The sequence below is a fragment of the Sediminibacillus terrae genome, from assembly GCF_009602435.1.
GTDB lineage: Bacteria > Bacillota > Bacilli > Bacillales > Amphibacillaceae > Sediminibacillus > Sediminibacillus terrae.
Map to the genome: position 1 here is coordinate 647,402 of NZ_VZDQ01000011.1, position 22,281 is coordinate 669,682.

Annotated in this window: 25 protein-coding genes and 2 rRNA genes; 7 read left to right on the forward strand and 20 right to left on the reverse strand. The window is 44.7% G+C overall.

Annotated elements, in window-relative coordinates:
• Positions 1-48: 48 nt before the first annotated feature.
• Both F6X55_RS05820 and F6X55_RS20180 read left to right on the forward strand, forming a co-directional pair.
• Complete coding sequence (locus F6X55_RS05820) at positions 49-741, forward strand: zinc dependent phospholipase C family protein (RefSeq protein WP_237648605.1); 693 nt, start codon at positions 49-51, stop codon at positions 739-741.
• Between the two features lie 81 nt (positions 742-822).
• Positions 823-966, forward strand: a complete 144-nt coding sequence (locus F6X55_RS20180) for a hypothetical protein (protein ID WP_237648606.1) — start codon at positions 823-825, stop codon at positions 964-966.
• Positions 967-1,074: 108 nt separating this feature from the next.
• On the opposite strand, the gene F6X55_RS05825 is transcribed toward F6X55_RS20180, so the two are convergent.
• From F6X55_RS05825 to F6X55_RS05850, 6 genes are all read right to left on the reverse strand, one after another.
• Positions 1,075-2,367, reverse strand: a complete 1,293-nt coding sequence (locus tag F6X55_RS05825; RefSeq protein WP_153462350.1) for an MFS transporter — start codon at positions 2,365-2,367, stop codon at positions 1,075-1,077.
• A 407-nt stretch (positions 2,368-2,774) separates the two neighbouring features.
• The gene (locus F6X55_RS05830; RefSeq protein WP_153462351.1) at positions 2,775-3,608 is read right to left on the reverse strand and encodes a M15 family metallopeptidase; all 834 of its coding nucleotides are present in this window, start codon (positions 3,606-3,608) and stop codon (positions 2,775-2,777) included.
• 145 nt (positions 3,609-3,753) lie between these two features.
• A complete protein-coding gene (locus F6X55_RS05835) occupies positions 3,754-3,996 on the reverse strand; it encodes an IDEAL domain-containing protein (protein WP_026569099.1) in 243 nt (80 codons plus the stop codon).
• A 379-nt stretch (positions 3,997-4,375) separates the two neighbouring features.
• Positions 4,376-5,614 (reverse strand): MFS transporter, encoded by a 1,239-nt coding sequence (locus F6X55_RS05840; protein WP_153462353.1) that lies wholly within the window; start codon positions 5,612-5,614, stop codon positions 4,376-4,378.
• Positions 5,615-5,834: 220 nt separating this feature from the next.
• Positions 5,835-6,431, reverse strand: a complete 597-nt coding sequence (wrbA, locus tag F6X55_RS05845; protein WP_026569096.1) for an NAD(P)H:quinone oxidoreductase — start codon at positions 6,429-6,431, stop codon at positions 5,835-5,837.
• 260 nt (positions 6,432-6,691) lie between these two features.
• A complete protein-coding gene (locus F6X55_RS05850; RefSeq protein WP_026569095.1) occupies positions 6,692-6,904 on the reverse strand; it encodes a hypothetical protein in 213 nt (70 codons plus the stop codon).
• 245 nt (positions 6,905-7,149) lie between these two features.
• Here F6X55_RS05850 and F6X55_RS05855 point away from each other — a divergent pair, with 245 nt between their 5' ends.
• Positions 7,150-8,034 carry a cation diffusion facilitator family transporter gene (locus F6X55_RS05855; protein WP_026771795.1) on the forward strand — a complete coding sequence of 295 codons (885 nt, stop codon included), beginning with the start codon at positions 7,150-7,152 and terminating at the stop codon, positions 8,032-8,034.
• Positions 8,035-8,189: 155 nt separating this feature from the next.
• Here the strand turns inward: F6X55_RS05855 and F6X55_RS05860 are convergent, their stop codons facing one another.
• The 3 genes from F6X55_RS05860 to F6X55_RS05870 form a co-directional block, all read right to left on the reverse strand.
• The gene (locus F6X55_RS05860; RefSeq protein ID WP_153462355.1) at positions 8,190-8,741 is read right to left on the reverse strand and encodes a GNAT family N-acetyltransferase; all 552 of its coding nucleotides are present in this window, start codon (positions 8,739-8,741) and stop codon (positions 8,190-8,192) included.
• Between the two features lie 74 nt (positions 8,742-8,815).
• Positions 8,816-9,109, reverse strand: coding sequence for an AzlD domain-containing protein (locus tag F6X55_RS05865; RefSeq protein ID WP_153462357.1), 294 nt, complete (start codon positions 9,107-9,109; stop codon positions 8,816-8,818).
• Positions 9,106-9,834, reverse strand: a complete 729-nt coding sequence (locus F6X55_RS05870; RefSeq protein WP_153462359.1) for an AzlC family ABC transporter permease — start codon at positions 9,832-9,834, stop codon at positions 9,106-9,108. The genes F6X55_RS05865 and F6X55_RS05870 overlap by 4 nt, the downstream gene beginning before the upstream one ends.
• A 426-nt stretch (positions 9,835-10,260) precedes the next feature.
• On the opposite strand from F6X55_RS05870, the gene nhaC reads away from it, so the two are divergent.
• Positions 10,261-11,616: a Na+/H+ antiporter NhaC gene (nhaC, locus tag F6X55_RS05875; protein ID WP_026569090.1), complete on the forward strand. Its 1,356-nt coding sequence runs from the start codon at positions 10,261-10,263 to the stop codon at positions 11,614-11,616.
• Between the two features lie 5 nt (positions 11,617-11,621).
• Here the strand turns inward: nhaC and F6X55_RS05880 are convergent, their stop codons facing one another.
• Both F6X55_RS05880 and map read right to left on the reverse strand, forming a co-directional pair.
• Entirely contained in the window at positions 11,622-12,389 is a 768-nt protein-coding gene (locus tag F6X55_RS05880; protein ID WP_153462361.1) for a cobalamin-binding protein, read from the reverse strand.
• Between the two features lie 80 nt (positions 12,390-12,469).
• Positions 12,470-13,225 carry a type I methionyl aminopeptidase gene (map, locus tag F6X55_RS05885; RefSeq protein WP_153462363.1) on the reverse strand — a complete coding sequence of 252 codons (756 nt, stop codon included), beginning with the start codon at positions 13,223-13,225 and terminating at the stop codon, positions 12,470-12,472.
• 300 nt (positions 13,226-13,525) lie between these two features.
• Here map and F6X55_RS05890 point away from each other — a divergent pair, with 300 nt between their 5' ends.
• Positions 13,526-14,104, forward strand: coding sequence for a GNAT family N-acetyltransferase (locus tag F6X55_RS05890; protein ID WP_153462365.1), 579 nt, complete (start codon positions 13,526-13,528; stop codon positions 14,102-14,104).
• 81 nt (positions 14,105-14,185) lie between these two features.
• Here F6X55_RS05890 and F6X55_RS05895 read toward each other — a convergent pair whose 3' ends face one another.
• The gene (locus F6X55_RS05895) at positions 14,186-14,314 is read right to left on the reverse strand and encodes a YjcZ family sporulation protein (RefSeq protein WP_074598195.1); all 129 of its coding nucleotides are present in this window, start codon (positions 14,312-14,314) and stop codon (positions 14,186-14,188) included.
• Between the two features lie 276 nt (positions 14,315-14,590).
• Here F6X55_RS05895 and F6X55_RS05900 point away from each other — a divergent pair, with 276 nt between their 5' ends.
• Positions 14,591-15,208 (forward strand): NUDIX hydrolase, encoded by a 618-nt coding sequence (locus F6X55_RS05900; RefSeq protein ID WP_153462366.1) that lies wholly within the window; start codon positions 14,591-14,593, stop codon positions 15,206-15,208.
• 251 nt (positions 15,209-15,459) lie between these two features.
• Here F6X55_RS05900 and F6X55_RS05905 read toward each other — a convergent pair whose 3' ends face one another.
• The 3 genes from F6X55_RS05905 to mug form a co-directional block, all read right to left on the reverse strand.
• Positions 15,460-17,412: an aconitate hydratase gene (locus tag F6X55_RS05905; protein ID WP_026771802.1), complete on the reverse strand. Its 1,953-nt coding sequence runs from the start codon at positions 17,410-17,412 to the stop codon at positions 15,460-15,462.
• Between the two features lie 802 nt (positions 17,413-18,214).
• Entirely contained in the window at positions 18,215-18,973 is a 759-nt protein-coding gene (locus F6X55_RS05910; protein ID WP_153462368.1) for a (S)-benzoin forming benzil reductase, read from the reverse strand.
• A complete protein-coding gene (gene mug, locus F6X55_RS05915; RefSeq protein ID WP_026771803.1) occupies positions 18,964-19,491 on the reverse strand; it encodes a G/U mismatch-specific DNA glycosylase in 528 nt (175 codons plus the stop codon). The genes F6X55_RS05910 and mug overlap by 10 nt, the downstream gene beginning before the upstream one ends.
• An 82-nt stretch (positions 19,492-19,573) precedes the next feature.
• Here mug and F6X55_RS20055 point away from each other — a divergent pair, with 82 nt between their 5' ends.
• Complete coding sequence (locus F6X55_RS20055) at positions 19,574-19,714, forward strand: hypothetical protein (RefSeq protein WP_162832889.1); 141 nt, start codon at positions 19,574-19,576, stop codon at positions 19,712-19,714.
• A gap of 50 nt (positions 19,715-19,764) precedes the next feature.
• Here F6X55_RS20055 and F6X55_RS05920 read toward each other — a convergent pair whose 3' ends face one another.
• The 5 genes from F6X55_RS05920 to F6X55_RS05940 form a co-directional block, all read right to left on the reverse strand.
• A complete protein-coding gene (locus tag F6X55_RS05920) occupies positions 19,765-20,190 on the reverse strand; it encodes a hypothetical protein (RefSeq protein ID WP_026569084.1) in 426 nt (141 codons plus the stop codon).
• A gap of 11 nt (positions 20,191-20,201) precedes the next feature.
• Entirely contained in the window at positions 20,202-20,621 is a 420-nt protein-coding gene (locus F6X55_RS05925) for an STAS domain-containing protein (RefSeq protein WP_237648609.1), read from the reverse strand.
• Between the two features lie 368 nt (positions 20,622-20,989).
• Entirely contained in the window at positions 20,990-21,367 is a 378-nt protein-coding gene (locus F6X55_RS05930) for a DUF2512 family protein (protein ID WP_026569082.1), read from the reverse strand.
• A gap of 239 nt (positions 21,368-21,606) precedes the next feature.
• Positions 21,607-21,722, reverse strand: a 5S ribosomal RNA gene (rrf, locus tag F6X55_RS05935).
• A gap of 301 nt (positions 21,723-22,023) precedes the next feature.
• Positions 22,024-22,281 (reverse strand): 23S ribosomal RNA (locus F6X55_RS05940); the annotation flags it as partial.

A 22,281-nucleotide genomic window follows, 5' to 3' on the forward strand; every position in this document is an offset into this window, starting at 1 on the left:
TCGATATAATAGCTTGCAAACAGTTTACCCTGCCAGGGAGGAATTGAAATGCCAAACAGTTGGACACATATATTGTTTTGCGAAGAAATCGCCGATTCTTTGACGGTGGAAAATCCATTCATTCAACAGGATTCATATATGAAAATCGGCGCACAAGGTCCCGATCCATTTTTTTACCATGATTTTTTGCCATGGAAAAATCCGTCGGCTGTAAACCGAATCGGTACCCTTTTGCATACTGAAAAATGCGGGGATTTCCTGGCAGATCTTATCACAGAAGCAAAAAACAAAACACTCGACGCCCAAGCCTACGTTTTCGGCTTTACCACCCATCATATTCTTGATCGGAACGCCCATCCTTATATTCATTACAAAGCGGGATACCGAGGCAGCAACCATCAGCGTTTAGAAATTATCATCGATACACTGGTCGCAGAGAAAATGCGTCGTTTAAAAACTTGGAAAGCTCCCGTCTACAAGGAGCTGGACACCGGCCGCCGTCTGGGAAAAGAGGTTTCGGAATTACTGACAAATTTGATCAACAAACATTATCCCGACCTCCCTGAGGACCTTGGAGACCAATACGTCGAGGATGCCTATCGCGACATGAAACGCGCTCTGCAGCTGCTTTACGATCCTCATGGCTGGAAAAATGCTTTATTTCCTTCATTGGTTTCTGCTTTTTCCCATCGTCCAGTGACAGACCATGTCGATTTTCTCAACGAGTCAGGATCTACCTAGTATCACCCGGCAACACAAGAGCCTTCTGAGGAAAGCTTTTGGGAATTGCTCGAACAGGCAAGACTGGAAGGAATCGAGATCATGAATGAAGTCATCCGTTATTGGAATAGCCCTTCAGAATCCAATAAAGAAAAGTGGAGGGCATTGATCGACAATGTATCTTACGACACCGGCAAGGCCCTTCACTTGGGATTGACCAATCAATACAGTGATCCAATTGTTTGAATGGCGGTTTGTTGTCAACAGCCGGAAATGAGAAGCCATTCGGTCCTCGGCAGTAGTTTGGACGCCTCCGTTTTAACACTGCCGGACTTTTTTTTATCAATCATCCCGTCAATATACTTCCACTTTTAAGTCATCGTTCGTCTGTTTATTCGCTTCCTCAACCCCTTTATCTATATTCACCAGTTGCAACAGCACAATTCCCGCTATAAAGAAAAGCAATAAGGAAATAATACCGAACCTGCTTGAACCAGTTAATTGTCCGACGAAACCAAACAGAAACGGTCCGAAAACAGCTGCGAATTTTGAAGAAATTCCGTAAAAACCGTAAAATTCTGCATGCCTGTCTGCTGGTATCATCCTCCCGTAAATCGAACGGCTCAATGCCTGTGCACCACCCTGGACCAGACCGACACTAACTGCCAGCAAATAAAAATGAAAAGCGGAAACCATAAAAAATCCTAAAATGACGATGGCCACATAGGCATAAAGAGAAATCAGCAATGCCTTCTTCGCCGAAATTTTTCCGGCAAGCCAGCCAAAGAAGAAAGTAGAAGGAATGCCAATAAACTGTGTGATCAACAGGGCGGTTATCAATGAATTGGTATCAATACCGATGTCTTTTCCGTAAATGGTTGCCATCTTAATAATGGTGGAAATTCCATCATTATATAGCCAAAAGGCCAACAGAAATATCAAGAGCTGCCTGTACTGCTTTAAGTCCTTCAATGTGCCTGCCACCCGCTTGAATCCAATCGCGGCATATGATTGACTGCGCTGCTGTTGATGTTTCTTTTCTTCCCGAATGTTCCGGAATAGCGGAATGGAAAAAACAAACCACCAAAGTCCGACAGTGGCAAAGGATACACGGCTGGCTACCGCTTGATCCGGCATGCCAAACCAATCATGCTTCAGAAGCATCAGGACATTCACAGCCAATAAAAGACCCCCGCCAATATAACCAAAGGCAAATCCCCTGGTCGATATGCTGTCGATATTGTCCTCTCCTGCTATTTCCGGCAAAAAAGCATCATAAAAAACATTACCGCCTGAAAAGCCGATTGTACCGACGATCAAAAGAATCGAAGCAAATAAATAGTCACCTTCCCCTACAAAGGCCAGAAGAACACTTGCAATCATTCCCATAAAGGCAAAAAAACGCAAAAACTGTTTTTTGGCTGCTGAGTAGTCACTGATCGCTCCCAGGATCGGAGACATCACCGCGACGAGCAATACCGCCAATGACTGGGAATATCCCCAGTAGCTTGCTGCCATGTTTTCCGGAAGCCCTTGGGCAGCCACATCGTAATAAAACACCGGTAAAATGGCCGCCATGATAGTGGTGGCAAAAGCGGAATTTCCCCAATCATATAGTAGCCAGCTGCGCACCCGTTTATTTTTCATCCCTCTTCTCCCTTCCCTTCCTCTTTACACAAGCATAACAGAATAGCGATCAAATTTTGTTAAGATTCTGTCTATTTTTTCAAAAAGAGATTCCATCCATTCGATGACAGAAAAGGAAAGCTGCGAAAGCGACATTCAGTATTACACAGATATGTTATGGAATTCGATTTATGTACACCTGCGGCAAAGACGAGCCGTTAAACAACAAGTAGAAGCAGTGGTTCCAATACGCTGCTTAAAGCGTTACAAAGCCAAGTTTCCATTACCTTGCGGAGCAAGGTTTATTGTCTCGCAATGGCCTGACTCGGCTTAAAGGGTGAAAAAAAAACCGAACGAGTTCGAATTAATCAGAATTTCGAATCATCGTTCGGTCTGTATGCTTTTATTGCAGTACAGCTCGCGCTGTATTATTCAGAAAACAGGTACTCTTCCAAAGTCGTATTTCGCTGATAAATTTCCTCGGCGGCCTTTTTCCCGACATAACGGATATGCCAAGGTTCATAACTGTAACCGGTAATATCCTCTTTCCCTTCTGGATAACGAATAATAAAACCATAGCTATGGGCATTCTCTGCCAGCCAAGTCCCTTCATCGGTCTGTTTAAAAGACTGTTCTAGTGAAAAAGCCATCTCAGCGGACGTCACATCCATTGCCAGGCCAGTCTGATGCTCACTATTCCCGGGTTTTGCCGAGAATTTGTCAGCTTCCTCCTGCCCCACACTATCGACGTTTTGCTGATAAATTTCTTCCTGGCGTTCATAAGAGCGGTATCCGGAAGCGGCAACCAAATCCAGACCTGCCTCCTCTGCCCCACTGAACAATTCCTCTAGTGCATGGGCAGCTTCTTCGCGCATATAGCGTTTTTCCAAATCTTCTTCAAAATAAAACGGTACATCCGGCGCCATCAGGTCAGGTGGCTCATAACCGTCTGGAAGTTTGAACTGTTTATTGACTAGTACCAAAGTACTTTCCGGGTCTTCAACGGTTACGACTTCCCCGTCCTCCGGTTTTTCCAGTTTCCCACTGCTACTGTCGTTGTTTTCATCGCCTTTTTTCCCTTCCTGATCCTGTCCGGATTCCTGATTTTCATTTTGTGTATCGGATTGGTCAAGGGCTTGCTTATCATCCAGTTCCGTTTGACTGGCTTGGTTATCTTCGCCCGGTTTCGGCTCTTCATCCTGCTGACAGCCTAGCAATACGGCCCCGAGAGCCGCTGTTATGAGTAATGCTTTTCCCTTCATGATAAACCCCTTCATTTCTGGTTGTGTTTTCTATGATACGTTTCTAAGTGTAACATAATGGAGAAGGCTCTTTTAGAAAAAAATGCTGTAAAAAAATCCCTGCCTAAAAAAAATGGCAAGGATTTATCTATTCACCTAACGCTGCTTATTCCTTAACATACGACTGATATTGCTCGCTTAAGGAAAGGAAAGCTTCTCTGTCACTTGCATCAATCGAGTTGTTGATTTGAGCTTCTAAGCGTGATTTGTTCCAGTTAAAACATAATTCATCGAGAAGTAATTTAGTAGCAAGCTTAATTTCATAGGAGATTTCACGTCTGGCCACGATTTTACTTTTCCTATTGGTTCCAAAAGCCTGTAATCTGTAATTGATTTTATGCTTTTTCATGGAACACGCCCCCTTGTTCCTTTTTTTTATTATCCTAGAAAATTAGTTATAATGCAATAATTTTCTGAATATTTATTTACCAGTTCCCTTATTTTTTTCTCCCAAAACTCCCAAAAAAGCCCATTTATCAAGATGGACAAGCCTTTAAGTTGCATTTCACGGGGAACAATCAGCCATCGTACTATGAAGAGCACGAGCTGAAGTCCACTTGGCAAAGGGATATTTTTTACCAAGTCAGCTAAAGCCGTGCCCACGGAAAACGAAGTGCCTGGCCGGAGTTGAGAGCCGCACCTTTCATTTAAAAAGGATAGAATGGTTTCCCTTTTTCTAATCCAAATTTGTTTCACCTTGCTTTTGTCCGAGTCTCTACCGGTTATGGTCACGTCTTCTCTCCATCTGCTTCTGGTCGGATAGTTTTAAAGGAAAGAAAGGCCGCGACGACTGCAAGACATGCAAGCAACACTACCATCCATGTCAAGTCAACCTTCATTAACAACGCGATGATCGGTGGTCCTGCTGCAACACCTAAATAGCGCGCAGAACTGTAAATACAGGTGACAGTCCCCCTGACCCCCTTTTCAATACTTTCTGTGATCAAGGCGTCTAAACACGGAAGACCAGCCCCTATTCCAATTCCACAAAGCAAGAAGACAATCAATAAATAAACAAATTGATCAGAAAACCGGACGGCTACCACCGACAGTCCGGACAACAAAATCCCGGAAAAAGTTATCCATTTCATCTTCACCAGGTCATCCTTGATCACTTTTCCTGTTGTATAGGAAGCAAGACAGAGGGCAGCAAGCGGACCTGCTAAGTATAAGCCCTTTTTTATCCCAGTAAAGTGGTATTGATCCTCTAAGACACTTGATAAATAAAACAAAATACCGAACAAAATAAACATAAGAATCGCACCTATAGTGAATACAGCCGACAACCATCCACCATGCCGGTGGAACGTTTTCCGGGTATTCTTCCAAAATTCTTTGAAGTGCGGTCCTTTTTGGTCATTTTTCGGCTTACGCACCAGTAGTAAAATCATGAGTAAGGAAATAGCACAAAAAACAGGGATGGCCCAAAATGGCAAAAACCAAATGATTCCAGCCAGCAACGATCCTAAAATTGGACTCAGTACCTTGCCAAATGTGTTGGAGGTTTCAATTAATCCAAGTGTTGCACTCACATCCTTCTCCCTGCGGAACATGTCCCCAACCAGCGGAAGAACAATCGGTGCCGTTCCTGAGGTACCAATCCCTTGAAGAATCCGACCAAGCAAAATATACGGAAACGGATCACTCATCCTCCAAGAAGCATATCCGGATAGGAGTCCCCCCAGTCCGACTATGATAAGAGATGGAATGATCACCACTTTCCTCCCGAATCGATCGGACAGAAATCCCGCCAGGGGAATAAAAAAGATGGCTACAATGGAATAGACCGTAATAATATAACTTGATTGCAGTTTGGAAATATCCATTTCTTTTTCCATTAGGGGGAGTACCGGAATAAGCATCGAGTTCCCCAGCGTCATGATCAATGGAATCGAAGCCAGTGAAACGATTGCCCATCTTTTTTCGTGTATTTCGCTTTCCTGATGCGAATTGTTCGTGGCGTGCATGGCAATGTTCCTTTCTAATTTTCTCTCCTTTCATGTTTTCCTAAGAGCCGCTTTTTCATGCAAGAAGCAGGTATGTCCCTTCATGGAGAAAAAGTGTTTTTCCATAAATAAGGAAAAACTAGTTTACAGCATCCTGGTCTTAACCTTTGTTCAATCGAAGTCCTTAAGAAAGGGAATGTCCTGCAATTTTTGTTGACAGGACATTCCCTTGGACTTTTACTTATTCTGCAATTTTTTTGGTCACTTCAACCGTCCTTTTTGCCTGGTGCTTCACAGCTGCCTCTACATCCTCTACCATGTTGCCGTCCTGATCGACACTGACACTAATGCCATACGGGTTCCCTCCGGCAGCAAACGTCACCGGATCCGTATAGCCGGGACCGACGATGATTGCTCCCCAATGGAACATAGTCGTATATAGATTCAACGTCGTTGCTTCCTGTCCACCATGCGGATTTTGAGCTGATGTCATGGCGCTTACTACCTTGTTGACAAGCTTTCCTTGAGCCCATAATCCTCCAGCCTGATCGAAGAACTGCTTTGCCTGGGAAGGAACATTCCCGAATCGGGTTGGCACACTAAAAATAAATCCATCAGCCCAGTCGAGGTCATCATTGGTCGCTTCCGGCACATCTTTGGTTGCCTCATAATGCTCTTTCCATGCCGGATTTTGGGCAATCGCTTCTTCTGGTGCAAGTTCCTTGATCTTTCTGACTCTGACTTCCGCACCTGCATCCTTTGCTGCCTCTTCGGCCCATTGTGCCAATTGATAATTGGTCCCCGTAGAACTATAATAAAAAATTGCCATTTTCACCATGATACATTCTCCTTTCCATTTTACCTGCTAGTATTCTCCTTTCTTACAGGAGTATGCACTTTTTTATACCCCATACCAGCAAATGGTAAGCTGTTTTATATTATCTTTGACTCGTAAAATGCTATAAATCCGGCTGAGATGAAGTGCGTTTTTCCCGATTCTCTGCCTCCCTTTCATGTTCGTGACCGGGACGGAAGAACTTTTTCCAGTTCTGTTCACAGCAAAAAAAGAGAGGCAGACCAATAAGGTCGTGCCTCCAATTAGACTACTTTACTGTATGAAGGAAATGTCCAATAACACTCGCCCCAGCCTCTTTGGACAGCAAGTTCATCGAAGGTCCGAGCTTGACTGTTATAAAAATTGATGATTGCCTCTTCGATGGTTTCCTGTTGAGGATTGTAGGAGAGTGAAATTGGTTTGGAGAAGCGCATTCCATCCACTAAACCTTCTATAATTACCGTTTCTTGATACATGCTCTCACTCCCTTGATATAAAAAGATTAATAAGATGATTCCTTGTATTTCTTTACCCTTAAATGTGTACAATTAATCTTATGCAGTCTGGACAATTCTAAGCACCGGCGTTTCACCGATTAAACTAAATTGCCTGGGGTCAACTATAGTGACTGGAGCAAGCTTTTTTTCTCTGGACTTACTGAAGTTTGATTTGATAAGCTATGTTTGCTGGAAAAGCGACAGGAAGCGGAGGCAATTATTTCATGGGTCAATATGAAAATTTAAAAAGAGGCGAACGGGGAGCCTGGATCAGCATCGTTGCTTATTTGATTTTGGCTCTTTCCAAGTTAATCATCGCTTCTATCGGAAACTCGGATGCCCTAAGAGCGGACGGGCTTAACAATACAACAGATGTCGTTGCTTCCGTTGCCGTATTAATCGGCTTGCGGATTTCTCGAAAGCCGCCTGATGAAGACCACCATTATGGTCACTTCCGGGCTGAAACAATTGCATCCCTGGTTGCAGCCTTCATTATGGTTACCGTCGGATTTCAGGTCATTCTCGATACGATTCAGAAAATCATCGACCATTCCCTGGCTCAGCCCAGCATGATTACCGCCTGGACAGCTTTGGGCAGCGCCTTGGTTATGCTCGCAGTCTATCGATTCAATTTACGGCTTTCCAAAAAAATAAACAGTTCTTCTCTTCATGCGGCAGCGCAGGATAATAAATCAGATGCACTGGTTAGTATTGGAGCCTTCGTCGGGATTGCCGGAGCACAGTTCGGTCTGTATTGGCTGGATCCTGCTGCTGGTCTGATTGTAGGCGTCATCATTTGCAAAACGGCATGGAATATTTTCCGGGACGCCACACATACTTTGACAGATGGTTTCGATGAAGGAGAACTGCTGACGATAAAAAACAGCATAGCCAGTGATGAAGAGGTAAAAGAAGTAAAAGACATCAAAGGCCGTCTTCATGGTAACCAGACCTTGGTGGAAGTAACGATATACGTAGAACCTTCTCTCGACGTACAAGAAAGTCATGAAATCACCGAGAGAATAGAGGATTTGCTCCAGGAAAAACATGACGTCAATCATGCCCATATCCATATTGAGCCTGCGCCGGATGCCATCACAGATGGATAGCCTATGACTATGTAGCTGTGATGGCACTATTATTCTAAGCAGAAGGTTAAAAAGCTCAACTATAAATTATTAGCGGAAAATGAAAAAACCGGGCGAGTTCGAAGCTTAGGCTCTGAACTCGCCCGGTTTTTTGCTTTGGCCGTGCAGTAACTTTTTCAACCCCGCTGTTCCAGGCTTTGCAGTTTTTTCAACAGCCCTTGAATATTTTCCCAACCGAAAGCAGACTCCTGATAAGTACCTTCACCGATGGTTGTATCTTCTTTCTCAATTTGACGCGCCCCATGTTTCGCATAGAATCTGCTCGAGGGATTTTGGGTAAGCACCCACACCAGCATGGATTGATACCCTTCCTTTACCATTTCTTCCGTAAATGCAGCCAGCATGCGGGTCCCAAGCCCCTGCCGTTGATAATCTGCCAGTAAGTAAATAGCATATATTTCCCCATCAAAGCCAAATCGTTTCGTCCGTTCTTTGCCTCCTGACACAAAGCCGACAATCTCACCGTCAGTAATTTCCACCACCAAAGCGACTTGGCCGGAGGTTGGCATTTTTAAAATCGTCTCCCACAAGGCTTTCCGGTTTTCGAAGGTGATATTGGACATATCTTTTTCATTAATCAGCTCAAAATACGTTGATTTCCAACTGTTCACATGCACATTGGCAATTTGTTCAGCATCCTCTAATTCAGCTTTTCTGATATGGTACATCCTTTTTCCCCTCTTTCTGTATCTATACTTTCCGCTATATCGGGCAATCTTGGATATCCACGCCCTCCTCCTTTTTATATTGTCAGAAGAAAGACAGTCACAATGGCACCGATAACAACAAGAATGTTATTAAGACCCAGGAAGGCCAAAATGACAGCCACAGCGCCGCCAGCCAATCCTATATGCGGTTGATCGGGTTTCACTGTCAATATTCCCGGAAAAATCAATGCTCCCAATGCTGCGTAGGGGATGGCATTAAGCCATCTGTTCATCCATTCTGGAAAATGGATCTTATCGACAATGTATGCAGGCAATATTCGCGGAATCATGGTAACGAGTGACATGCCAAGGATGATCAACAAAATCATTGCTTTTCCTCCTTTAACAGAAAGACGCCGCACAGCCCGCCTATAAGCGTTCCTGATACAATCGCCCAGCCATCACTGATGAATTGACTGCTAAAGGCATTGACGAGCATCGCAATGACTGCTATCAAACCGACCCGCAATTCCTTCCTGACACTGGGCAAAAGCAATCCGATAAACATCGCATATAAAGCGATTCCCATACTCTGGCTCAAAACTGCCGGGATGACGTCACCTAGAACTCCGCCTAAAAACGAACCAGCCACCCATGCAGAATACGCAGTTATCATTAATGCCGCGTAAAAATACATCCCTTTTTCCTGCTTGGCCTCCTCTGTGTGCATCGAGGCGACCGAAAAGGTTTCATCCGTCAAACCCAGTGAAAGAGGCACCTTCCATTGCAAGCCGATGAAACGGAGGCGGTTCATAAATGAGAAGCTCATTACAAAATGACGGAAGTTCAACACAAACGTAGCAATGATTATTTCGATGGCACCGGTGCCTGCCGCTATCATAGCGGCCCCCATAAACTGGCTTGCACCGGCGAAGACGAGCACACTCATCAGAGTGATCTCGGCAACCGTCATCCCGGCCTGTTTTGCCAATACACCATATGTAAGTGCAACTGGTAAATAACCAAGCATGATCGGCACCCCTCTGGCTACCCCTTTCTGGACCATATATAGACGAGCAGATTCCTCTGTTCTTACTACTGCTTTTAATGACATGTGCCGCCCTCCGGTGTAAAAAATTTTTCATTCATTATACCGGATTGCTAGTTAAATAGAAAGAGTTTCAACTATTTTCCACTTAAGAAGGCGTTGACAGTGATACAAGCTTTATTGTATGATTCACGGAAACAGATTACCATAAAAGTTTTCCGCAGATTCCGAAGTAGACTTTACTGCTGTCAGTCGATAGAGACCGGGCGGTTGGTGAAAGCCCGGGCAGGGTAAAGTTGAATTACAGGATCGCAAGAAGCGGCAGTTTTAAAAGCTGGATGGATTCGTTCATCAATTAGGGTGGTACCGCGGAGTAAAAAGCTTCGTCCCTTTCAGGGATGGAGCTTTTTTATTTTTATCCGTCTCCTCGCGGGTAGAAAACTCCCTGAAATCCAAAAGATAAAAGCTGAAAACTACAAAAGGAGTATGCTTATGTTTCAAATCAATCCCAAACAGACACCGCCATGGCAGGAAGCCGCCATGTTGCTGGTATTGGTCATCGCCATTATTGGTTTATTTATTATCAAATTAGAAACAGTTCCGCACATTCCTCTTATTCTGGCTGTCATGACTGTAATAACCTACGGTCTTCTAAAGAAAATTCCATTTGTCGATTTGCAGTCAGGAATGGCTGAAGGGGCACGGACAGGTATCGGCGCCGTATTTCTATTTTTACTGATTGGTGTCCTGATCAGCAGCTGGATGGTAAGCGGCACTATACCAGTGTTAATGAATACAGGCATCCAGCTCATCGGGGGCACCTGGTTTTTTGCCATTGCTTTTGCCGTTACGGCCCTGATTGGCACTGCCTTGGGGAGCTCCTTAACGACAAGCGCTACAATCGGCGTGGCTTTTATCGGCATGGCCGAAGCAATGGACTTATCATTAGCAGTTTCGGCAGGGGCGATAGTATCCGGAGCATTTTTCGGAGATAAAATGTCACCACTTTCGGATACTACCAACCTTGCTTCAACCATCGTCCAAGTCGACCTTTTTCAACACATCCGGAACATGGCCTGGACAACCCTGCCGGCATTTTTGATCACTTTCATCATTTTTGTTTTTCTATCGCCCAACCGCCAGATAGGCGGGACTCAACTTGAACAATATCAGCAGGGGCTTTCCGGTTCTGGATTGCTGCACTGGTATGCCTGGCTCCCGCTTCTCCTCCTGGTGGTACTTACTTTGTTTAAAATTCCGGCATTCCTGACTATCGCCGCCAGCAGTCTGCTTGCGACGCTGCTCGCGGGCTTTAGCGGAACCATGGATTGGCTGGAGATTTGGAAAACCTGGTACTCCGGGTACATGGCTGATACCGGCATCAAAACAGTCGACGGCCTTCTGAGCAGAGGGGGGATGGAATCCATGTTCTTGACCATTTCCCTCGTCCTTTTAGCTCTGGGGTTAGGTGGTCTGCTGTTTGTAACTGGCATCATTCCCTCTTTGTTAAAATCGATTCAGTCCAAACTGACAAGTCTACGCAGAGTGACACTGACCACTGTGTTGACAGCAATCGGGGCAAACATCCTGATTGGCGAGCAATATTTATCGATTCTTTTGACTGGAGAGGCTTATAAAAAAATATATGATGAACAGGGAATTGCCCGAAAAAAGTTGTCGCGAACATTGGAAGACGCCGGCACGGTCATCAATCCACTCGTACCATGGAGCGTCTGCGGTGTCTTTTTGGCAGATGTGTTGGGAGTGTCCGTATTGACATACCTGCCATTTGCGTTTTTCTGCATGCTTTGCCCCGTGCTGACCTTGGCGATAAAAGGAGACCGTTAAGGGAATCATTCTTTCGCCAGCATTTTATTCAGTCTTTCCAGTCCGATCAGCAGCCGTGGCGACGGTCTGCAGAACAGTGACTCCGGCAGTACATGAATCCGGTTTTGCCGGACAGCGTCCAACTCTTTCCAACCAGGACGTTTTTTGACTAATTCCGGACGCATCTTTTGTTCCTGAATACCAACCCAGACCAGACAAATATGGTCTGGGTTCCTGCTCCTCACTTCTTCCCAGGTCGTTTGTACACTAGCCCCCGCTTCCGATTCAAAAACATTCCTGGCACCGGCCAGCTCGCTGATTTCCGAGAGCCAATTTTCTTTACCCGGTGTAAAAACCGGCTTTGGCCACCATTCCCAATAAAGAGACGGACGATAGGAGGAATCAGTCCCCGCCTTAAAGGAAGCGGTTTCATTTTTGAATTCCGAAGCTTTCTGTTTTCCCAAGGACTTTTCCCCAATTGCTATGCCTGTTGTCTCCAAGTCATTTGCGATTTCTTCTAATGAATTCGGGTTCAAAATAATGTAAGGAATACGCCGTTTGTCCAACGCTTCGATATTTTTTTCCATGCCTGGTACGCTGAGGGAAGCTAAAACCAAATCGGGCTCCATCCCGGCAATTTTGTCAACATCGATTGATAAGTCGGGACCGACTTTTGGTAACCGTTTCACCCGTTCCGGATAATCAGAAAAATCATCTACCGCAATCAAGGTATCCACTTTGCCTAAATAATCAAGCAGTTCTGTATTGCTCGGACAAATTGAAATAACTCTCACACAATTTCCCCCTTTATCAAATAAGTCAAAGCAACCCACTCCGCCAGAGCCAAAAAAGAGAAAGCAAGTGCTGCTTTCTCTTAGATGTGATCCTGACTGGTCAAGATTTTCGGACCTTCTTTGGTAATTACTACAGTATGCTCATACTGGGCGGATCTCCCTTGGTCGGTTGTCCGTGCGGTCCAATTGTTGCTGTCCATTTGACTGTGCCAGGTGCCTTCATTCAACATCGGTTCGATTGTGATAACCATACCCTCTTTTAAACGCGGGCCTTTTCCTGCCAAGCCAAAGTGGGGAATATGAGGATCTTCATGTATCGTCGGTCCAATACCATGACCTGTAAAATCACGTACAACAGAAAAGCCTTCTGCTTCCGCATACGTTTGGATGGCATGGCCGATATCTCCAATCCGGCTTCCCGCCTGCGCCTTTTCTATTCCTTTGTAGAGAGAGTTTTCGGTGACTTCCATCAACCGTTTCCCTTTCTCGTCAACATCGCCGACGGCATACGTCCAAGCCGAGTCGGCAAGCCCGCCATTTAAGTTGACCACCATATCAATCGTCACGATGTCACCGTCTTTCAGTGCCTCATCGCGAGGGAAGCCGTGGCAGATTTCATCATTGACCGAGGCACATGTGGCAAACTGGTAACCGTTATAGCCTTTCTGTTCGGCAGTTGCGCCATGTTCAGCCAAATAAGCCTCGACGAATTTCTCTATTTCCATGGTGGTTATGCCCGGTTTCATTCTCTTCGCTATTTCTTTATGGGTGGATGCAAGCAGCTTGCCAGCCTCCTGCATCATTTCAATTTCTCGATTGCTTTTACGTGTAATCATCTATGACTTCCTTTCTGCATCATCTATTTTATCATGAGGGAAACGGCAGGTAAATCATCTTCCGAATCAACTGCATAAGCAGTATATGAAAGGAGCGTGGAATGCGCTAACTATCTCCGTCGTGCGATTTCATCCTTTATAAAGTTTATCATGACGGTCCATTTCCGTAAAATAACCTGTCCTTGAAATTCTGTCACTCGTTAGAGGATTCGTTCCAAAAAAGGTGGTTAAATATTCACAACATTCTGGGATGCTATGGTAAACTGAAAATCTATTCTAGTAACTACAGGAGGAATTTGATTGGAAGTACACAGACTTGGCCCTGAACATGCAGCAGAATACTGGGAGTTGAGGCTGGAGGCTTTGCGTGAAAGCCCTGAGGCATTTTTGACTACATATCAAGCTGCCATAGCAAAGGAGAATCCAGTTGACTCGACAGCCAAAAGACTCGAAGCTGTTTCAAATTATACATATGGTGCGTACATGGAGAGACAACTTGTCGGTGTTGTCACCATGCTGCGAAAAGAACAGGAGAAAGTGGCTCACAAGGGAGACATTCTGGCGATGTACGTGACCAAATCAGCCAGAGCAAATGGAGTGGGATATGAATTGTTAAAGAAAGCAAAGCAGGATGCAGCGGAAATCGGCATAGAACAACTTGGCCTCAGTGTAGTAGCTGATAACCTTGCAGCTCAACATTTATATAAAAAAGCGGGGTTTACGTGTTACGGAGTAGAAAAAAATGCAATCAAACAGGAAAATGAATATGTCGATGAAATACACATGGTCTGTTTTCTTTTAAATGAAAAAATGACCTTGGACCGTCGGGACTTGAATGAAAACAAAAGCATGCAAAGGAGACCTAAAAGTGAAAAATGATGATCAAAGCAAAACAAAGAGCTTCCAACTGGAAGCTCTCCTGTGTTGATTAGGTTTATCTAAATGGACCGGTCGAGCTTATTAGTATCCGCCGTAGCCGTAGCCACCGCCACCACCAAACCATGATGACCCGACAATAATAAGCAAGATGAACAAGACAACAATCAACGCAAAACCGGAACCATATCCGTAACCTGCTCCTCCACTCATTTAAACAATCCCTCCTTTTTCCGATGTACTATAGCGTATGTTGCTTCTCTGAAGTCGGAAGGGCGTTTATCGAATTTGGGTATTTGACCAGTATAACAAGTGCTTTAACCTGGAAGGAAGCGGAAGTGTGCTCCTCGGAAACCTCAGGTTACATTCAAAGCGATAGAATAACACATTGCCTCCCGAGGAGAGGTGGGAAGCCGTTCTTCCGCAGTATTTTCGAATGGAACGTTTTGAATAGCTTTTATAAAATTGAAATCGACAGGAGGAACAGACATGGAACCAAAATGGCTAACATGGGCGAAGGAAATCCAGGCATTGGCACAGGCCGGTCTAGCATATTCTCGCGATGTATATGACCAAGAGCGTTTTCAGCGCCTGCGTGAAATCAGCAAAGAAATTGTCGCCGGCCATACAGACATTCCCTATGTTAAATTAACAGACTTGTTCACAAATGAAACTGGGTATCAAACCCCTAAAGTGGATATAAGGGCTGTCGTGTTGGAAAAAGGGAAACTTTTACTGGTTCAGGAAAAATCAGATGGAAAATGGGCTCTGCCCGGTGGATGGGGAGATGTCGGGCTCACTCCCGGCGAAGTCGCTGCCAAGGAAACAATGGAAGAGGCAGGATTAAGAGTAAAACCAGTCCGGATGCTCGCCGTTTATGATACCGTCCAGCACGATCACCCGCCGATGCCTTATCACGTATATAAATTGTTTATTCAATGTGAATTGCTGAATGGGAGGCCCACGGGTGGATTGGAAACAAGCCGTGCCGAGTTTTTCAATGAAGACCGGCTGCCGCCCTTGTCACCCGGACGGAATACTCCAAAACAAATTTTCCAATTATTCAAGGATGCCGCAGACCCGGATGCGCCCTGCCGCTTTGATTGAAACATCACCTAAGCTAATTGTGTCCATTGCCACACCTGCATGACACACATCACCCTCCGACCAGCTTAAGAAGATCCTTGGCGTTTCGTTCTTTGCCACAGAAATCAGGGGGGATGCGCCGGAACTGCACATTATTATCTACCATTTCATTTGATTGCTTCTTGGACAATAAAAAAAGGCTGCCCCATTGATTTTCCCTGTTGGAGCAGCCATATCTTTTATAAAATGATATTTCAACTTTTTCAACATACCTAACTATTTTTAGCTTCCCCTTGTTTGACCCAGTTGATCAGTCCGCCATGAAGCATGACATCGATTTGACGTTTAGATAGCGAGTGTTTAGCTTCTATCGGTCCTTTCCCTTTCACCTCGACCTCCAATGCGTTCGTAGCCGGCAATGTCTGATGCAGGTTTTTCACGCGCAGCACGTCTCCGTGTTCGAGCATGTCATAATCTTCATCATGAACAAACTCTAACGGCAAGACACCAAAGTTGACGAGATTTTGCCAGTGAATCCTCGCATAATCCTTCACTATGACAAAGCGAAGTCCCAGATAACGTGGTGCAAGCGCAGCATGTTCACGGCTGGAACCCTGACCGTAGTTGCTGCCGCCGATTATGACATGACCGCCGGCTTCTCTGGTTTCCATCGCCCGCTCATAATAGGTACCGTCCAAAATTTCAAAAGTGAACTTGCTGATTTCCTCCAAATTACTGCGATAAGGAAGGACACGGCCGCCACCTGCTAAAATTTCATCGGTCGAGATATCATCTCCCACCTTGAACAAAACAGGTAATTCCATCTCGTCCGGCAATGCTTCAAATTCAGGGATCTTCGATATATTAGGCCCTTTTACAAGCTCTGTTTTTCTGGCCTCTTCCAAGGGAAGCGGCTTTTCCAGCAATTCATTATTAATTGTAGGCTGCTCGGGAAGTTCTACCTTCGGATACTCCATATCCAAGTCGCGTGGATCGGTGATTTTTCCTGTTAATGCCGAAGCCGCTGCCGTTTCCGGACTGCACAAGAATACAGCGTCTTCTTTGGTGCCCGAACGCCCCGGGAAGTTCCGCGGGGTAGTCCGCAAACTGTTTCTACCGGTTGCGGGAGCCTGTCCCATTCCTATACAGCCATTGCATCCAGCCTGGTGCAGCCTTCCTCCAGCCTGAATCAGTTCAAATAATAGACCGGATTTTGTCATATCAGATAAAAGCTGTCGAGATGCCGGGTTGATATCCAGGGATACACTGTTGGAAACTTGTTTTCCTTTCACAATTTCTGCCACAATCGCTACGTCCCGGTAGCCAGGATTTGCCGAAGACCCGATGTACGCCTGATAGATAGGTTCGCCCGCCACTTCTCGAACAGGGACCACATTTCCCGGACTGGAAGGTTTGGCAATCAATGGTTCCAAACTCGATAAATCAATTTCTTCCTCTAAATCATAGGAAGCATCCTTATCGGCTTTTAGTTCAATCCAGTCTTCACCTCGCTCTTCCATCTCCAGAAACTTACGCACCTCTTCATCAGATGGAAAAACAGTAGTAGTTGCACCTAATTCAGCCCCCATATTGGCAATCACATGGCGATCCATCGCCCCAAGTTGACTGACTCCCGGCCCGTAAAACTCAATAATTTTTCCAACACCGCCTTTTACACCGTGCCTTCTTAATAATTCCAGAATGACATCTTTGGCACTGACCCAGTCCGGTAACTCACCAGTAAGCTTCACACCCCATATTTCCGGCATTTTCACGTAGAAGGGCTGACCGGCCATGGCAAGTGCGACTTCCATGCCACCTGCCCCCATCGCCAGCATCCCTATCGATCCTGCAGCACAAGTATGACTATCGGAACCTACCATGGTCTTTCCCGGCTTCCCGATCCGCTGCATATGAACCGGGTGGCTCACACCGTTTCCCGGTTTGCTGAAATAGACTCCGAATCTTCTTGTTGCACTTTCCAGAAATAGATGGTCATCCGGATTTTTATGGTCCACTTGGATAAGATTGTGATCGACATACTGAGCCGAGGCTTCCGTTTTCACCCTATCTATCCCCATGGCTTCCAATTCAAGCATAACCAAAGTGCCTGTTGCGTCTTGGGTCAAAGTTTGATCGATTTTCAGTCCGATTTCTTCTCCCGCTTCCATCTTTCCCGATACCAAGTGATCCTTCATCAATTTTTGCGCAACATTAAGTGCCATGTATATCTCCTTTCTTCAAATTTTTTCGCTCCTATTTCATGATGTACTATGGTTTTCGCAGCAAAAAACTGCCAATATGTCCTATCAATCTTTTTCCTTACTTGAATCGCTTTCAAACCTTCATGATAAAAAATTTCTTACTTAGCTGCTATTTTCTTTGTGCTTATGTTTAAAGGGATACTGGCTGAATAATTCGCCACTTCCTATGGAAGGTTCTTCATCACCACCACCGTGTGGCCACCGAAGCCTTAAGCCTTCCAAACTGTCAGAAGAAGGGCGACAAAAGGGGGGAAAGGTCTGGAAGAATGTCTGGAATCGATACGTGCTTCACATATAGAGGCATCTCATCGTACAAGTAAAACAATCTGATGGTGGAAACAAGAGATTTTATAGTCATTCATAATGGGGATATCGGAAGAATAAACAATACGATAAAGGCTTTAAAACGAGATTCCTTGGGGAGCAAAGATTTTTAACGATAAAGCATAAAATTTTATGGCAGCACACGGTAAAAAAGGCTCTATAGAGCGAAATAGTGTAGCAGAGGAAATAAGCTAGACTCCTGCGGAAAACGGGCAGCCGATCCCTCACAAGCAGGCTTTGCGAGGAGGATCGGGCGTTCGTCCGCGGAAAGAGAGTTTATTTCCTCTGCGGCCTCAGGAAAATAGCTATTTTTTGTAGTGAGCCTTTCGATAAAGAGAGCGTGGAGTGAAAAATCACACCGCCCCGTTTGACAGAGAACCATTTATGTGGGTTGATAAGCTCTTCGCACTTCCATAGCATGATATTGCTGCCAGCAGCATTATTCAGCGTCCTTGATACTGTATATCTTTCCACTTTCCAGCCGGACTCCCAGGTTTAACACGGAAACCAGATGGTCTGCGACAATTTCTGCGCCACGTAACTGATTTTCTTGTTTCAATTGCTTGAACTGTTCTACATCTTGAAATTGTTCTTCACTGGATGAGCGGATTGCTCCCTGCATGTCCGTATCCATTTTTCCAGGATCATACAACACGGCTTTGTTTCCGGTTTCTTTCGCATTCTGTTCGAGAGCGACCGTTTGTGTGAACCGGTTGATTGCAGCTTTTGTACTGCTATACGCACTCCACCCATAAACAGAACGGTTCGCTGCACCAGAAGTGACATTGACTACAACTAATGGAATAGACGATTTTTCGGCTTCGGCTATCAGTAAACTTGTCGTTGTCATAGGAGCCAGTTGATTAACTTGGATATGGTTGGTTAAAGCGGACACATCGTAATTGCCCGCAGTATCGATCGGACTCACTACACCAGCGTTATTAACTAAAAACACCTTTTCGAAGGTGCCATCAAATGCTTTGTCCGCTACCTGTTTAAAAACCTTTTCAACATCCTGGATATTTGCCAAATCACATGTGTAATAATGATAATGCTCCTGGTATTGTTCAGCAGTTTCCCAGAGTTCCTTATTATCCTTCCGGGAAATACCGATGACATTCATTCCCTGCAGCAAAAGGCGCTTAGTCAAAGCTGCGCCAAGACCGCGTGAAGCTCCAGTAACGATAGCTAATTCCATGGATGGTCATCCCCTTTCTTCACTACTTCTGTCAACTTTTGATAAATCGCTGTAATTTCGTCCAGTTTCATTCTGACCAGGCCGCTCGAAGATGGAGCTACGAATTCATGACTGTTGCTCACAGGATTATCCTGCATTCCCCAAGAAACCTGCCGCTTCTGACTGAACTCCTGATAAACACCCTTCCCGACAAAACATACAACGCCGGGCTGATAACGGGTGATTTTATCCAGCAAATCCATCCTTCCCTGCTGATATTCTGCCTTCGTTATTTCCGCCGCTTCTTTTGTAGGTCTTGCGACAATATTCGTTAACCCATACCCATATTCCAATAGGCGATCATCTTCCTCTGCGGTTAACTTGACAGGCGTAAGACCGGAACGATACAGGATTGTCCAGAAACGGTTGTTGGGGTTGGCGTAATGATGACCTGTTTCAGAAGACTTTATACTCGGATTGAATCCTACAAACAAGACCTTCAAATTTGTCCGTAAATGATCCGGAATAGGTTTTAACATAGACGTTGCTCCCTTTCTTTCCATTTTAGTTTGAATACGAGCAATAGACTAAGCCATGCTATAAGTAAAAGGAGTTTTTATGTTGGAAAAAGACAAGAAAACGTATAAACAAAGCTATGAGTCAGACGGAAAAATGGGAAAGGACCAACATCGCGAGAAAGGAAAAACACCTACCTACAAAGATGAGAAAATGTTTTTTAATACGACAGAGGCAAGTGAATAGTCGATGATGACATGATAGAAAGGCAGCACTCTAATAGGGCGCTGCCTTTACTAAATGGATTTCTCGACAGTCATATTTTTCAAACCATTCTTGATAAATTCGTTCTCGTATCCTTCTGCGATTTTTAGTCTTCTATCGATGTCCTTTTGTTCAAGTTTCCCTTTCGGCCCAAGCTCACGCAGCAAGTCACGGTTGGCCAGTCGATAAGTCAGTTCTTCCCAAAAATTATAGTCTTCATATTCCTTTATATAACGATGGAGCTTTTCCTCCAGTTCTGCTTTGAGATGATAAAAATCATCTTCCTTGTCATAGATAATATCCGTTGATCCTGCGTTTTTATAAACGAATTGTTCAAGCTCTTCATAGTGGGAAACTTCTTCATTCCGATGGGCATTCACCAGCCAATTTCCTAAATAAACAAGCTCGGTCAACTTTTGGTACTGACTCTCCGTCATTTCGATTTTCATTTTACTCATCGTTTCTCTCCTTACCCAATAATCTGTTTGCCTTTCTGTGCCAGCGCAAAGTGAATCGCATGTTTCAATGTTGAAAAACAATTTAACCCTTTCATGTTTACATTTGCCTCGATCAACTTCATGCTCAAGTTCGGCGAAATACCGACAATTGCACTTTTCATTCCGAGCAACCTGGTGGATTGTGTCAAACTTTGCAAAAGAGAAATGGAGTACGCATCCAAATCGTCATCCAATCCAGTGACATCCAGGATCAAAAAATCCGCATGATAATCCGGTAAGTTTTTCATTGTTCTGCTCAGCAAATCGTCGGCTCTTGCTTCATCATACTTACCTATCAGCGGCATCACTACAATTCCATCTAAAACCGGAATCAACGGAGACGAGATTTCTTTTACAAGTGTGGATAAAGTTTCCGTTCTCTCATCCACCATTTGTTCCAAACGATTTATTTCCTCTTGCTCCTTTATCCTTGTGAAATGATGAATGTCCTTGATGGGATGCATGTATAACGCGAATGTTTTTCCAAAACGGAGCCATTCATCGTCCGTCCCCCTTCATTGGCAGTAATGCTAAACGACACTGCTACTGTGCCAATTTTATCATTTCCTGTCGAATTCCCAAAACAATGCGTTTATTTCCATGAGAAGGGGTTGCTTCTCTTTTTCTGCTTTTACTGTAGAGCTTCGCAGCATTTTCGTTGTCCGTGTTTCAACCATGATGGGGCCATATAAATAGCCCTCCGTGATTGCGGAGGGCTTGCTGTATCGCTCTATTTATGATGTTTTGTTACCTTTCATTATTAATGACTTTCAGATAACCTGTGTCTCTCTCTGATTGTCGCCATGTTATTTTTCGCTAACCATTTATGGTAGAACCATTCACCTGCGGCTATTACAATCGCTGTGATCAATGCCGGTAAAAAGGTACTTTCTGCTCCGATGACTGCAAGTCCGATCCAAAGCACTATTAGCGCTAATCCAAAATCAGCTGCAGTTGCCATCATGTTGCTTGTACGCGGAAATACCATCATATCACCAAGAGCATATGCTGCTGCTATTAAAATAATCCCCAATACAGTAGTACTCCAGAAAGAGACGTCAAAAATCAACGTCATAACAATCCACATGATAGGTAAAACCATTAACGCTTTCATGCCAAGGGCTTTTCCGTGTTCCATGAAAATACCTCCTTATTTTGTATTTGGTAACGTTATTCCGCATTTCTAAACAGGCTAAACGGTTAAGCTTAATTTTAGTAAAAATGAACTATTGATTTTGTGTTTTTTATTTGCTAGCACTTACTGACTGTCAGGCTGTACCTTCTATAAGCCGGAGCTGCAGTTAAGCATAATGGAAAGAAAGACATACGAAAACCCCCTTGAACGAGGTTGAACTCATTCAAGGGGGTTTTCGTTTTGCCTGGCGGCGTCCTACTCTCGCAGGGGCAAAGCCCCAACTACCATGGGCGCTGGAGAGCTTAACTGCTGTGTTCGGCATGGGAACAGGTGTGGCCTCTCCGCTATTGCCACCAGGCCTGCAGGATGCAGGTCGTTCTGTGTTGTTCACAGGACGTGAACGGGCTTAACAGAACTTCCTTGGTGATTAATTAAGAAAAGTGTACCTTCAAAACTAGATAAGAAGGAAGACATCAACGAACTTCACACGTTTGAATCTCGCTCTGCGGACAAAGTCCGCGACGCTTTATACTTAATCCAGTTACGGCTCCTAACAGCTAGTGTATAGTTCATCCAGCTTTTCGTACGCTTAAAGCGGCGCACTACAATCTGGCTGATCTATCCATACGCTGTTGACCAGTCGCCTTCACTTTTTGTTTTAAGTTAAGTCCTCGATCGATTAGTATCCGTCAGCTGCACGTGTCACCACGCTTCCACCTCGGACCTATCAACCTCATCGTCTCTGAGGGATCTTACTCATTTAAAATGATGGGAAGTCTCATCTAGAGGTGGGCTTCATGCTTAGATGCTTTCAGCACTTATCCCTTCCACACGTAGCTACCCAGCTATGCTCCTGGCGGAACAACTGGTACACCAGCGGTGTGTCCATCCCGGTCCTCTCGTACTAAGGACAGCTC